Source organism: Bacteroides sp. NSJ-48 (assembly GCF_014287405.1).
Lineage (GTDB): Bacteria > Bacteroidota > Bacteroidia > Bacteroidales > Bacteroidaceae > Bacteroides > Bacteroides stercoris.
Genome location: NZ_JACOOD010000020.1, coordinates 39,808 through 55,088, shown reverse-complemented (window position 1 = coordinate 55,088; position 15,281 = coordinate 39,808). Strand labels below are relative to the sequence as shown.

General features: G+C 47.1%; 9 protein-coding genes. All 9 read left to right on the top strand.

Annotated features, from left to right (window positions below):
- Window positions 1-137 precede the first annotated feature (137 nt).
- The 9 genes from H8S52_RS11160 (at window position 138) to H8S52_RS11120 (ending at window position 15,280) form a co-directional block, all read left to right on the top strand.
- Entirely contained in the window at window positions 138-3,038 is a 2,901-nt protein-coding gene (locus H8S52_RS11160; protein WP_186909830.1) for a chondroitinase family polysaccharide lyase, read from the top strand.
- A gap of 106 nt (window positions 3,039-3,144) precedes the next feature.
- Entirely contained in the window at window positions 3,145-4,353 is a 1,209-nt protein-coding gene (locus H8S52_RS11155; protein ID WP_186909829.1) for an SAM-dependent methyltransferase, read from the top strand.
- Between the two features lie 206 nt (window positions 4,354-4,559).
- On the top strand, window positions 4,560-7,328 hold the full coding sequence (locus H8S52_RS11150; RefSeq protein ID WP_186909828.1) for a TonB-dependent receptor: 2,769 nt from the start codon (window positions 4,560-4,562) through the stop codon (window positions 7,326-7,328).
- A 102-nt stretch (window positions 7,329-7,430) separates the two neighbouring features.
- Complete coding sequence (locus H8S52_RS11145) at window positions 7,431-8,363, top strand: metallophosphoesterase (RefSeq protein ID WP_117742391.1); 933 nt, start codon at window positions 7,431-7,433, stop codon at window positions 8,361-8,363.
- A gap of 281 nt (window positions 8,364-8,644) precedes the next feature.
- The gene (locus H8S52_RS11140) at window positions 8,645-9,607 is read left to right on the top strand and encodes a calcium/sodium antiporter (protein WP_005655591.1); all 963 of its coding nucleotides are present in this window, start codon (window positions 8,645-8,647) and stop codon (window positions 9,605-9,607) included.
- Window positions 9,608-9,664: 57 nt separating this feature from the next.
- Window positions 9,665-10,798 (top strand): hypothetical protein, encoded by a 1,134-nt coding sequence (locus tag H8S52_RS11135; protein WP_005655592.1) that lies wholly within the window; start codon window positions 9,665-9,667, stop codon window positions 10,796-10,798.
- A 474-nt stretch (window positions 10,799-11,272) separates the two neighbouring features.
- Window positions 11,273-13,177 carry a DNA topoisomerase IV subunit B gene (locus tag H8S52_RS11130; protein ID WP_016660905.1) on the top strand — a complete coding sequence of 635 codons (1,905 nt, stop codon included), beginning with the start codon at window positions 11,273-11,275 and terminating at the stop codon, window positions 13,175-13,177.
- Window positions 13,174-13,641, top strand: coding sequence for a pantetheine-phosphate adenylyltransferase (coaD, locus tag H8S52_RS11125; RefSeq protein WP_005655597.1), 468 nt, complete (start codon window positions 13,174-13,176; stop codon window positions 13,639-13,641). Before H8S52_RS11130 ends, coaD begins: the two co-directional genes overlap by 4 nt.
- A gap of 22 nt (window positions 13,642-13,663) precedes the next feature.
- Entirely contained in the window at window positions 13,664-15,280 is a 1,617-nt protein-coding gene (locus tag H8S52_RS11120; RefSeq protein WP_186909827.1) for a S41 family peptidase, read from the top strand.
- The last annotated feature ends 1 nt before the right edge of the window (window position 15,281 follow it).

Genomic DNA, 15,281 nt, shown 5'->3' with positions numbered 1-15,281 from the left:
TTTTTATTAACTTAACCGAAAGAGGTTGTTTCATGGCATGAAGCAGTCTGCCGTTCCGTCCGGAAAGAGATGGCGGCAGAGTGCCTCTACATCGGAGACAACCTCTTTTTTTTGCATACCTGCTAAAATTTCGAAATATGTACCGATTCTATTTGTTATATTGTTTGTTTTTATGCCTTGGCAACATACTCTTTGCACAGACAACCGGATTTGAAAAAGGAGTGCCACAATCCTTCTGCACAGTACAACCAAACGAACTCTCTTCCTCAGAAGAGTTCTACAAAGAAGGGAAAAGAAGCCTTGCATGGCAATTCTCTCCCCGTTCCGTGCTCACCGTCAAACTAGATACTCCCCTACATCTGGACTCCGTATCAAAAGAAAAGCGCGGGATTACACTATGGATTTACAACGAACAAGTCAGAAAAGATTCACTGCGCTTTGAATTCTTCTCTCCAACGGGTCATGTATCCTATAGGTTCGGTTTCCGGCTAAACGCTCAGGGTTGGCGTGCCTGTTGGATAGGCTTTGCCCACATGAAAGGAGATAAGCAAGAGAATACAATCGCCGGTTACCGTATCGTTGCTCCGGACAACAACGGACGCGTATTCTTCGACCGTCTCGTTTTCCCCGTAAAAGAAATGAATCAACGCACTACTCCCGACATGCAGATGCCCTACAATAATTCACTTACATTTAGAGACTTATGGCATTGGTGTTGTGTATGGCAATGGGAACAGCTGGAATATGACCTGCCTCTTCCTGCTACGCTGACTCCGACAGAGAAGCAGGAATTACAAACCATAGAAGAACGGCTGACAAAAGTCCTGACAGCGGATAAAGTTTCACAAGGCAAAATCGACAAAGCCTATGCTACATTCCAAAAAGCACAGATACAACGCTCCGGAAATGGCTTTACAGGAGCTCCTCTTGTAGTTCCCGATGACAAGTTGAACCGCAAAAAGGGAGAAATATCCCTCAACGATCTGGAAACAATGCTCTCCGGATTTGCCTATGATGCCTATTACAATCAATCCAAAGATGCAGAACACAAATATTTTTTAGTCTGGGACTATGCCATGAACCAAGGATTTGCTTTCGGAAGCGGCATGGGAACCAACCACCATTACGGCTATCAGATAAGAAAAATATACACCACAGCCTGGCTGATGCGCGACAAAATACGGCAAGCTCCCACATGCGATAATATCCTTTCAACACTATCGTTCTGGGCAGCCTTACAGGAAACCCGTAAAGCATGCGGCAAAAACCGCGATGAGCTACTGGATACATGGCATACATTGCTGATGCCTAAAATTGTTTCAGCCATGATGACAAAGGATGAGAGAGAAAGGGTCCGCGCACTGAAAGGACTTTCACGTTGGGTATCCACATCGTTGAGATATACTCCCGGTACGATTGGAGGTATTAAAGTAGACGGTACCACTTTTCACCATGGCGGCTTTTATCCGGCCTATACCACGGGAGCACTTGCTATGCTGGGACAATTCATCAATCTGACTAACAAGACTTCTTATCAATTGACCTTATCTGCCAGAAAGGTACTGAAATCCGCTCTTATCGCCATGCGCAACTATTGCAACAAATACGAATGGGGCGTAGGTATCAGTGGCAGGCATCCTTTCGGAGGTTCCATGAAAGATGACGACATAGACGCTTTTGCCTACCTTGCCCTATCCGGAGACTTCTCGGATAAAGGAGAACCGTTTGATCATCAACTGGCCGCAGACTATTTGCGCCTTTGCAAACGTAATACCCCTGAAGCCGCTTACTTCAAACAACAAGGGATACTTCCGGCAACAGCGCCGCAAGGCTTTTTTGTATACAATTACGGTTCTGCCGGCATTTTCCGCCGCAATAACTGGATGGTTACGCTCAAAGGATATAACACAGATGTATGGGGAGCGGAAATTTACACAAAAGACAACCGGTACGGTCGGTATCAAAGTTACGGTTCGGTACAAATAATGGGGGCTCCTTCCCGCAAAGCCAGCAGTTACAATGAAAATGGCTGGGATTGGAACCGACTGCCCGGCACCACCACCATACACCTACCCTTCGAACTGTTGAACAGTCCTCTGCCTGGTACTACCATGGCACGCTCCAAGGAAAAATTCGCCGGTGCAAGTTCTCTGAAAAACCAAAACGGAATGTTTGCCATGAAATTAATGGAACGAGACCTTAAAAACTTTACCGGCGATTTCGTAGCACGAAAGTCGGTATTTTGTTTCGATAACCGCTTAATCTGCCTTGGCACAGACATCAAAAACAGCAACAGCGACTATCCTACGGAAACAACGCTTTTCCAACACGTCTTCCGACCGGGAAAAGATTTCATCAGGATTACCGGAGAAAAAGAACAGCAAATAGGGCTGCAACAGGAACTACCTGCCTCGGATACACAACCGGTCTGCCTTGAAGACGGCTGCGGTAACCTGTATTTTGTGAAAGACGGAAAGGTAAAGGTGCAAATCACAGAACAGGAATCGCGCCACGAAAAGTTACGCACCCCCACTACCGGAACATTTGCGTCGGCATGGATAGCTCACGGAACAGCTCCCAAAGATGGAAGCTACGAATACATGGTATGGATACAGCCTTCTGGAAAAGAACTGAAGACCCATGTGCCGGCAGCCACCTACAAAGTGATACAACGCGACCGCAAGATGCATGCCGTAAACGATGTTCTGACAGGCACCATGGCATACGCTGTCTTTGAAGATACCAAACCGGCTGCCGATAATGTTTTCTCTTTCTTGCCTGCAGAAACAATGGTGATGTATCAAAAAGAGAATAATGCCTTGGTAATGAGTGTGTGTACTCCCGACCTCAACATTGCGGAAAAGACATTCACAACCAAAGAACCCAGCCGTATCATAATAAAAGAGTTGGAACTGAAAGGTAAATGGCATGTGTCTGCTCACGACAAAAGAGTGAAAACGACATACCGGACCGGCACAACCCAACTGAGTGTGGAATGCCAGCATGGGCAACCTGTAGAGTTTACCCTGGTTCAATAAAGCCTCAGCAGACAACCGGTCTACCTCCTGCCGATTGTCTGCTGGCAAAACTCCTCAATCATATCACAATTATCCGTATCTTTGCACCGTTACTCAAACAATGCCCATGACACTGACTGAAGAAACACTCCGATTTATCCGGGAGCATCGCAAAGACAACGTACGCAACCTTGCTTTACAAGCACACAAGTATCCGACAGTAGACGTACCTGCCGCTATCATCCAAATTGTGGGACGTCAAATAGCAGAAGAAAAAATACCCGCTTGGGCAGCACGGGAAGGTATTCTTTACCCGGCACATCTTTCCATGGAACAATGCTCCTCGGAAGTAACGGCAAACTATAAGGTCAAAATAGTTTCAGACACGGAATACGGCAGCCGCAAAACCTTTACCGACCTCACCGGCGGTTTTGGCATCGACTGTGCCTTCCTGTCTGCCTGCTTCCAACAGTCCGCCTATGTGGAGCGGCAGGAAACACTCTGTACAATAGCAGCTCATAACTTTTCGCTTTTAAATTTAAAACAGGTCATGGTCTGCCATGAAGACAGCATCCGTTATCTGCAAATGATGGAACCCGTAGACTGGATATTCATAGACCCCGCCCGGCGTGATGGACACGGAGGCAAAACAATAGCTATCAGCGAATGTGAGCCTGATGTTTCCGCTTTGGAAAATTTACTGCTTGAGAAAGCATCACACGTTCTGGTTAAGTTATCTCCCATGCTGGACCTTACCCTTGCACTGCATGACTTGAAACATGTACAAGCCGCCCACGTCGTTTCCGTCAACAACGAATGCAAGGAACTTCTCCTTGTATTAGAGCGCGGGAAGGAATTAGTACCTGAAGAAATCCCTATCCACTGCATCAACCTCACTGCATCGCAGAAGGTTCAAAAGCTCCTGTTCACCCGCCAACAGGAGAAAGAACATACATGCCCGTATACTCCCACATTGAAAACATACTTGTACGAACCCAATGCATCCATCCTAAAAGCCGGAGCCTTCCGCAGCGTTTCATCTATATATAATGTAGAGAAACTGCACCCCAACAGTCATCTTTATACTTCCGACGAGTATATACCGGACTTTCCCGGACGCAAGTTCCGCATTACCGATAGCAGCAGTCTCAACAAGAAAGAGCTTAAAAAGCTGATAGGAACGGAAAAGAAGGCCAACCTCACAGTACGTAATTTTCCTGCCAGCGTAGCCGAGTTGCGAAAACGCCTGAAGCTGGCGGAAGGTGGAGACATGTACCTGTTTGCAACGACTCTTGCCGATGAGAAAAAGCTGTTGATTGCCTGTAAACAGCCTTAATATACAGTTAAAGCAAATAAAAGTAAAGTACATTCCAATCTTATAATCTGTCATTCAGTACATACAAGATAAATTATATCGTCCCCTGATGCATCATTTGCAATTGGTTTGTAATATTATCGTTACCGTTTCTTCAAAATTCCGTAAGACAGACGTAATCCCATACCTATACTTTTGCCGCAGATTATTAACAGATAATAACAGGTATGAAACAAATTGTAAGAGCATTCTTATTCCTTCTACTATTCGCAGCGGCCAGCAACACGACAATGGCCGACGAAAAAGCAAATATCGTTAAACAAGGTACGGTACGCGGCCGTATTATCGACGTAACCAAGCAAACTCTCCCGGGTGCTTCAATCTACATCGAGAAACTACACACAGGCGTGACGAGCGACGTCAACGGCTTCTACACTTTCCCCAACCTCGACCCGGGAACCTATACAGTGAAGGTGAGCTATGTAGGCTACTCACCCGTAGAACTGAAAATTACAATTCCCGCCGGACGCACTTTAGAGAAAGATGTGGTACTGAACGAAGGAGTCGAACTTCAGGAAGTAGTTGTAGGCGGCGCATTTCAGGGACAGCGCCGCGCCATCAACGCCCAAAAGAGCAACTTGGGAATTACCAATGTAGTATCTGCCGACCAGGTAGGCAAATTCCCCGACTCCAACATCGGCGATGCCTTAAAGCGTATCTCCGGTATCAACGTGCAGTACGACCAGGGAGAAGCCCGCTTCGGACAAGTACGCGGAACAAGCGCCGACCTGAGCTCCGTAACTGTCAACGGCAACCGTGTACCCTCTGCCGAAGGTGATACCCGTAACGTACAGCTCGACCTGATTCCGGCCGACATGATTCAGACTATCGAAGTAAACAAGGTAGTAACCCCGGATATGGACGCCGATGCCATTGGCGGCTCTATCAATCTGGTAACGAAGAACTCACCCTATAAGCGCAGCATTGCTGCCACCGCAGGAACAGGCTACAACTGGATTAGCGAAAAAGCCCAGCTGAACCTGGGATTTACCTACGGCGACCGTTTCTTCAATAATAAATTAGGGCTGATGGTATCTGCCTCCTATCAAAATGCCCCCTCCGGTTCTTACGACACCGAGTTTACCTGGGAGCAGGATAAAGACGGCAAAGCATACGTCAACGACTACCAAATGCGCCAGTATTACGTAACCCGCGAACGTCAAAGCTACTCCGCCGCTTTGGACTGGGACATCAGTACCAACCACAAACTCACTTTCAAAGGTATCTTCAATAACCGCAACGACTGGGAAAACCGTTACCGCACTAACCTGAAAGACCTTGAGCCGGACGGCAGCGCCACCGTACGCATACAAACCAAAGCCGGAACGCCCGACAACCGTAATGCCCGTCTGGAACGCCAGCGCACGATGGATTTTGCACTTGGCGGTGAACATCTCTTCGGACTTCTTTCCATGGACTGGCATGCAAGTTATGCCAAAGCCAGCGAAGAGCGTCCCAACGAGCGCTACATCGACTTCCAACTCAAAAAACAGAAATTCGATATAGACCTGAGCAACGAACGTCAGCCTTTCGCATCTCCCAAAGACGGTTCTACAATGACCTTGAATGACGAATTCAGCCTGAAAGAACTGACCGAGCAACAGGAAGACATCAAAGAGCAGGACTTGAAATTCTCCGCCAACTTCAAACTCCCGTTCAAGAATGGCAACAAACTGAAATTCGGCGCAAAGGTAGTTCGTAAAACCAAAGATAAAGCTGTGGACTTCTACGAATATTCTCCGCTGGACGAAGATGCTTTTATGGAAAACAGCCTTAAAAATACTGTTGACCAATCCAACAAGCACTTTATGCCCAACAGCAAATACCAGACAGGAATCTATGCCAGCAAGGAATACACCGGAGCATTAGACCTTAACAACCCTGCATTGTACGAGAAAGAACAAGTACAGGAAGAACTGGCAGGTAACTTTGAGGCACGCGAAACGGTCAGCTCCGGCTATGTCCGCTTTGACTCAAAAATCACAGACCGCATAGAGCTGATGTCCGGCTTGCGTATCGAGAACACCAATCTGGCTTATACCGGACGTACATACGATGCAGACGAAGACATCACCGGCAAGACCGAACGTCAGCGCAACAGCTACATTAATTTCCTGCCTTCGCTGCTGGTAAAGTGGAATGTAAACGATGACTTCAAGGTACGCGGTTCATTTACCCAAACACTGTCACGTCCCAAGTACTCGGCTCTTGTACCGAGCGTAAACATCAAGCGCTCCGATAATGAAATCACCATCGGTAATCCGGAATTAAAACCGACCACATCCTACAACTTCGACTTGAGCGCCGACTATTATTTCCGCAGCATCGGTCTGGTCAGTGCCGGTATCTTCTACAAGAAAATCGATGATTTCATCGTAGACCAAGTCAGCACCAACTACGAATATCAGGGCAATGTATATACTCGATTCACACAGCCCAAGAATGCGGGCAACGCCAACCTGCTCGGAGTAGAACTCTCTTACCAACGCGACTTCGGTTTCATCGCCCCTGCCTTGAAGTGCATCGGCTTTTACGGAACTTACACCTATACGCACTCCCGCGTAGAAGACTTCAACTTCGAAGGGCGCGAAAACGAAGAAGGCCTCAGTATGCCGGGTTCACCGGCACACACCGCCAATGCTTCGCTCTATTTCGAGAAAGCCGGACTGAACATCCGCGTAAGCTATAATTTCGCTTCCGACTTTATCGATGAAATGGGTGAAAGCACTTTCTACGACCGTTACTACGACAAAGTGAACTACATGGACGCCAACGCAAGCTATACGTTCGGAAAGAAAATAAAGACTACATTCTATGCCGAAGCCAATAACCTGCTGAACCAGCCTCTCCGCTACTACCAGGGAACGAAAGACCGTACCATGCAAGCCGAATACTACGGTGTAAAGGTGAATGCCGGAGTGAAGATTAATTTTTAAACACATCACCACAGAGAGACAGAGCATTTTCTTTTGTAACACACCAAATGAAAAAACAATGCAACTGTATACCCTCTGCAGTGAATAAATAACATCCAAACAATGAAGAAAATATTCTTTTTACTATTCGTCGCCCTGCTGGGCAACTGGGCAAGTGCCCAAATTACCGATTATTCCGTATTCGACAAAAAGTTCAACTTCTATGTAGCCAATGACCTGGGACGCAACGGCTATTATGACCAGAAGCCCATTGCCGAACTGATGGGAGTAATGGCGGAAAACGGCACAGACCCGGAGTTTGTACTCGCTGCGGGTGATGTGCACCACTTTGAAGGCGTACGTTCCGTCAACGACCCGTTGTGGATGACTAATTACGAACTGATTTACAGCCATCCCGAACTGATGATAGACTGGTTTCCTTTGCTGGGTAATCATGAATACCGCGGCAACACGCAAGCCGTACTGGATTATTCGAATATCAGCCGCCGCTGGACAATGCCCGCACGTTACTATACCAAAGTTTTTGAAGACAAAGGCATGACTATCCGGGTAGTTTGGGTAGATACCGCTCCGATGATAGACAAATACCGTAATGAGAAAGAGACTTATCCCGATGCTTGCCAACAAGATTACAAACAACAACTCGCATGGATTGATTCTGTCCTGACCGCCGCTAAAGAAGACTGGGTAATCGTGGCCGGACACCACCCCATTTATGCCGAAACACCGAAAGACGGAAGCGAACGCCGGGATATGCAGTCGCGGCTCGACCCTATACTCCGCAGGCACAACGTAGACATGTATATCTGCGGACATATCCATAACTTCCAGCATGTGCGCGTACCGGGCAGTAATATAGATTATATCACCAACACCTCAGGTTCGCTCAGCCGCAAAGTCAACCCTATTGAAGGTACCGTTTTTTGCAGTCCCGAACCGGGCTTTTCCATAGTATCTGCCGATAAAAAAACACTGGAACTGCGCATGATTGACAAACAAGGTAATGTACTGCACACTGTTACACGCAGCAAATAACCCGTTTTTTAAGTCAATAGGAAAATCCTGATTATACGAAGTTGTATCGGAAAGAACCAAACCATCATTCCGATACGACTTCTTTCAATTATTTCTTTTTCCGTAGCACCATCCTTCGGAGCCGTACTTACATTTCCGTCACGCGTAGCCATATAATGTGGAGATATAATTTCCACCCCGGTTTCAGAACAATTCTCCGCATTTACAAGCGCAAACGGACTTCCTCTTGGCTCGTTTAATCAGAATTTTGCATTATCTTTGCGCGCAAAATAATATATTTCATGAACATTCTATTACTTATAGGAGGACTTCTCCTCATCCTGTTAGGTGCAAACGGACTGACAGACGGAGCAGCATCCGTTGCCAAACGCTTCCGCATACCCAATATCGTTATCGGACTGACAATCGTTGCTTTCGGAACATCAGCTCCGGAGTTGACGGTCAGCGTATCTTCCGCCCTGAAAGGAAGCGCCGATATTGCCATCGGCAACGTGGTGGGCAGCAATATCTTCAACACACTGATGATTGTGGGCTGCACCGCACTGTTCGCCCCAATTGCCGTAACCCGGAACACATTGCAAAAGGAAATACCTCTGTGCATCCTGTCTTCCATTGCTTTACTGGTCTGTGCCAACGACATATTCCTGAACGGAGACAAGGCTAATACTCTCAGTATCACAGACGGCTTGCTTTTGCTCTGCTTCTTCGCTATCTTCCTGAGTTATACTTTTGCCATCGCCTCACACAGTCCCGAAGAAACAGCCGGCAGTGAGGAAACTATCAGGCAACTGCCACTTTGGAAGTCTGTCCTCTACATTCTGGGCGGGCTTGGAGCGCTTATTGCCGGCGGCAGTTTCTTTGTTGACGGTGCAAGCGGCATTGCACGCAGCCTGGGAGTAAGCGAATCTGTTATCGGACTGACGCTGGTGGCAGGCGGAACATCCCTGCCCGAACTTGCCACATCCATTGTAGCCGCCTTGAAGAAAAATCCGGAAATAGCCATTGGCAATGTAGTAGGCAGCAATCTGTTCAACGTGTTCTTTGTACTGGGATGCAGTGCATCCATCACTCCGTTACACCTTACCGGAATCACTAACCTGGACTTGTGGGTACTGGCAGGTTCCGGCATTCTGCTTTGGTTCTTCGGGCTGTTCTTTGCCAAGCGTACCATCACCCGCATTGAGGGAAGCATCATGGTGCTTTGCTACGTTGCATATACGACATTCCTCATTTATAACCTGTAAGACACCCGTTTTTAAAGATTTTCATGTATCTTTGCCGGCTCATAACAACATACAACTATGGCAATTACAATTAAAAAGGTCTCTACGAAAAAGGAATTGAAGCAGTTTATCCGCTTCAACTACAAACTATACAAAAACAATCCGTATTCGGTGCCCGATCTTTACGATGATATGCTCAATACCTTCAACAAGAAGAAAAATGCCGCTTTCGAATTTTGCGAAGCCGATTACTTTCTTGCTTACAAGGATGATAAAATCGTAGGACGCGTAGCCGCCATCATCAACCATAAAGCCAACCAAACCTGGAACAAGAAAGAGGTGCGCTTCGGCTGGATTGACTTTATCGACGACCCCGAAGTATCGGAGGCCCTTATACATACCGTTGAAGAATGGGGCAAGGAACGGGGCATGACCCATATACAAGGCCCGTTAGGCTTCACCGATTTCGATGCGGAAGGTATGCTTATCGAAGGCTACGACCAGCTTAGCACAATGGCAACCACCTATAACTACCCTTACTACCCGCAACACATGGAACGCATGGGCTTTGAGAAAGATGCCGACTGGGTAGAATACAAGATTTATATCCCGGATGCCATACCCGACAAGCATAAGCGTATTTCGGATCTAATCCAACGTAAATACAATCTCAAGATCAAGAAATATTCATCTGCCAAGAAGATTGCCCGCGACTACGGACAAGCCATTTTCGAGCTGATGAACGAAGCATACAGCCCGTTGTACGGTTACTCTGCCCTGTCACAGCGCCAGATTAACCAATACGTAAAGATGTATCTGCCCATTCTGGACCTGCGCATGGTGACGCTGGTTACAGATGCCGAAGACAAACTGGTAGCCGTAGGCATCTCCATGCCTTCCTTGTCAGAGGCTTTGCAAAAATCTCATGGCCGTTTGCTGCCTTTCGGTTGGTATCACCTGCTGAAAGCCTTGTTTATGAAACGCCGTGCCAAGATGCTGGATCTGTTACTGGTAGCTGTGAAACCCGAATATCAGAACAAGGGCGTAAACGCCTTGCTATTCTCCGACCTAATCCCCGTTTATCAGAAACTGGGGTTTGTCTTTGCAGAAAGCAACCCCGAATTGGAACAAAACGGCAAGGTACAGGCACAATGGGAATATTTCAAGACCGAACAGCATAAGCGTAGAAGAGCATTTACCAAGGCAATCTAAAAACACGTAGTTCATCAGCATACAAAAGACCCGCATTTTGCCGGCACACATCACCTTACCTCCCTTTCCGTCTAAGAGTTTGCAATTGTGCCGGCAAATATAATGGTCTTACACACCATTTCCCCATTGATAAACATCCGTTTTCCCCATTATAAATATACCAATCTATCAAGGATAACTTGCTTTTGCCTATACCTTTTCTTCGTTTTTCAACTGCGGGCTGTCCGGTTTGCATATGCGGGATGAAGAGCCCGCAATTGGCAACCGTGGAGCCCGCAGTTGGAAAACGAGGTTTTTCCTATAGCCTAACAACCTTTTCAACCGTGCTTTTTCCTATTAAACATCCGGTAAACTGAAAAAAGTTTCAGGGCATATATTTGTTTACATAGGGTGTTTTATATTGATTTTCTTATTAACTTTGCGAAATATCAGTGCTTACAATACAAGATGTTTTCTATGGAAGATAATAATATGATGTTGCCGTTGGAAGGTTCTGCCGGTTATGAGGAAAAGACAACCGGTACAAATACCGGCAGTAGTGAGGTTGAATACAATGAAGATAACATTCGCCATTTGGACGACATGGAGCATATCCGTGTCCGTTCGGGCATGTACATAGGCCGTCTTGGCGACGGTTCGCAAAATGATGACGGTATCTATGTATTGCTGAAAGAGGTAATGGACAACAGTATCGATGAATTCAAGATGGGTGCCGGCAAACGTATCGAAGTCAACATAGAAGAAAACCTCCGCGTAAGCGTACGCGACTACGGACGAGGCATTCCGCAAGGAAAGCTGGTAGAGGCAGTCAGCAAACTGAATACCGGCGGTAAATACGACAGCAAGGCATTCAAAAAGAGCGTTGGTCTGAACGGCGTCGGCATCAAGGCGGTCAATGCACTCAGCAGCCGTTTCGAGGTACGCAGTTACCGCGACGGCAAAGTACGCACGGCTATTTTCGAGAAAGGCGTACTGCAAAGCGACCTGACAGAGGACAGTACGGAAGAAAACGGTACGTATATCTTCTTTGAACCCGATAACACCCTCTTTACCAATTACTCCTTCCAGAACCAGTTTGTAGAGACACTGCTACGCAACTATACTTATCTCAATACGGGGCTGACTTTCATCTACAACGGGCAACGGATTATCTCCCGCCACGGTCTGGAAGACCTTCTGAAAGACAACATGACCAGCGAGGGGCTTTATGACATCGTCCACCTGAAAGGAGAAGACATCGAAATAGCCTTTACGCATACCAACCAGTATGGAGAGGAATATTATTCTTTCGTAAACGGACAGCACACCACACAGGGCGGTACGCACCAGACTGCCTTAAAGGAACATATAGCCCGCACCATCAAGGAGTTCTATAACAAGAACCAGGATTATGCCGACATCCGCAACGGACTGGTAGCCGCCATTGCCATTGATGTGGAAGAACCGATGTTCGAAAGTCAGACCAAGACCAAGTTAGGCTCTAACAATATGTGGCCCGAAGGCCCTACCGTAAACAAATATGTAGGCGACTTCATCAAGACGGAAGTGGACAACTACCTGCACAAGAATCCGTTAGTGTCCGAAGTCATGCTGCAAAAGATACAGGACTCCGAGAAAGAGCGCAAGGCTATTGCCGGGGTTACCAAGCTGGCCCGCGAACGGGCTAAAAAGGCTAATTTGCATAACCGCAAGTTACGCGATTGCCGCTTCCACCTGAGCGACGGTAAAGGCAAAGACCAGGAAGCGGAATCGTGTATCTTCATTACCGAGGGTGATTCCGCCAGCGGCTCCATCACCAAGAGCCGCGATGTAAATACGCAAGCAGTATTCAGCCTACGCGGTAAGCCCCTCAATTCCTACGGCCTGACAAAGAAAGTAGTCTATGAAAATGAAGAGTTTAATTTACTTCAGGCGGCGCTGAACATCGAAGACGGTATCGAAGGGCTCCGCTATAACAAAGTGATTGTTGCCACCGATGCCGATGTGGACGGCATGCACATCCGTCTACTTATCATCACGTTCTTCCTGCAGTTCTTCCCCGATCTGATAAAGAAAGGGCATGTATACATCTTGCAGACTCCCTTGTTCCGTGTGCGCAACAAGAAGAAAACAAGCTATTGCTACACAGAGGACGAACGGGTGAAAGCAATTGAGGAATTAGGTCCGAATCCGGAAATCACTCGGTTCAAGGGCCTGGGAGAGATTTCACCGGATGAATTCAGACATTTCATCGGCAAAGACATGCGTCTGGAACAGGTATCCTTACGCAAAACAGACTTAGTAAAAGAGTTATTGGAGTTCTACATGGGTAAAAACACCATGGAACGGCAAAACTTTATCATCGATAATCTGGTTATAGAAGAAGATTTAGCATCATGAGAAGAGCAATCTTTCCGGGCACATTCGACCCGTTCACTATCGGCCATGCTTCGGTAGTGCGCCGTGCGCTGACTTTCATTGACGAAATCGTCATAGGAATAGGTATCAACGAGAATAAGAATACGCATTTCCCTATTGAAAAGCGCGAAAAGATGATACGGGATTACTACCGGGACGAGCCGCGCATCAAGGTACAGTCATACGACTGTCTGACCATTGACTTCGCCAAAGAAGTGGATGCCAGTCTGATTATACGCGGCATACGCACGGTAAAGGATTTCGAGTACGAGGAAACGATTGCCGATATAAACCGCAAGCTGACAGGAATTGAAACCATTCTGCTCTTTACGGAACCGGAACTGACCTGCGTAAGCTCCACTACCGTACGCGAACTGCTGCAATTCGGAAAGGATATAAGCATGTTCCTTCCCGAAGGAATGGAAATGAGTGATGAGATGAAATGATTGGTAGTTAGTGACAAGAATAATGAAGAAGATTTTTGCTATTATAGTATGTATATGTGCCGTAACGGCGCAGGCTCAGAAAATGGGCAATGAAGCCCTCCGCAAGTTGCAAATGGCAGAGTTTGCCATAGCCAACCTCTACGTGGACTCCGTGGATGAGAACAGACTGGTGGAAGAGGCCATTATCAAGATGCTGGCGCAACTTGATCCGCACTCTACCTACAACAATGCCGAAGAAGTAAAGAAAATGAACGAACCCCTGCAAGGCAACTTCGAAGGTATCGGCGTACAGTTCCAAATGATAGAAGATACACTGCTTGTAGTACAGCCCGTCAGCAACGGTCCCTCGGAGAAAGTGGGCATTCTTGCCGGCGACCGCATCATAGCCGTTAACGACTCCGCCATTGCCGGAGTTAAAATGAGCACGGAAGACATCATGAGCCGGTTACGCGGAGAGAAAGGCTCGGAAGTCAAACTGACAATCGTGCGCCGCGGAGTGAATGACCCCTTATTCTTCACTGTAAAACGGGATAAAATACCTATTCTCAGTCTGGATGCCGCATATATGATACAGCCCCGGACAGGTTATATCCGCATCAACCGCTTTGGGGCAACCACTGCCGAAGAGTTTCTTAAAGCATTAAAGGAGTTGCAGAAAAAAGGAATGAAAGACCTGATACTCGACCTGCAAGGAAATGGCGGTGGCTATCTGAACGCCGCTATCGACCTCGCCAATGAATTCCTGCAACAAAAGGACCTTATTGTTTATACGGAGGGCAGAGCCGCACGCCGCAGTAATTTCCATGCCAAAGGAAACGGAAAGTTTAAAGACGGCCGTCTCGTCGTTCTGGTGGATGAATATTCCGCATCCGCCAGTGAAATCGTAACCGGAGCCATTCAGGATTGGGACAGAGGTGTAGTCGTAGGCCGGCGCACTTTCGGCAAAGGATTGGTGCAACGACCTATCGACCTGCCGGACGGCTCTATGATACGCCTGACCATTGCCCGCTACTATACTCCTTCCGGCCGTTGCATACAGAAGCCTTATGACAAGACCGCCAACCCGGACGGTACGCTTAGCGGGGAAAATAATCTGGAAAAATACAACCAGGAATTGATAGACCGCTTTAATCATGGCGAATTAATGCATGCCGACAGCATACATTTCCCCGATTCCCTGAAGTACCAGACAAAAAAATTAGCGCGCACCGTTTATGGCGGTGGCGGTATCATGCCCGACTTCTTCGTGCCGATAGATACCACCCAATACACAGACTATCATCGGAATATCGTTGCTAAAGGTGTCGTTATCAAGACAACTATGAAATTTATAGAAAGCCATCGGAAAGAGTTGCAAAGCAAATATAAGAAATTCGAAACGTTCAACGATAAGTTCGAAATCAGCGATGAGATATTAGCAAACATGCAGACTCTTGCGGAACAAGAAAAGATTAAGTTCGACGAGAAGCAATACCGGAAGTCCCTGCCGCTCATCAAGACGCAACTAAAAGCGTTAATAGCCCGCGACCTGTGGGATATGAATGAATACTTCCAGATAATGAATACTACGGACAGCAGCGTAATACAAGCCCTGAAAGTTCTAAATGAAGGAGCGTATGAAAAAGTGGTAAGGTTATAAC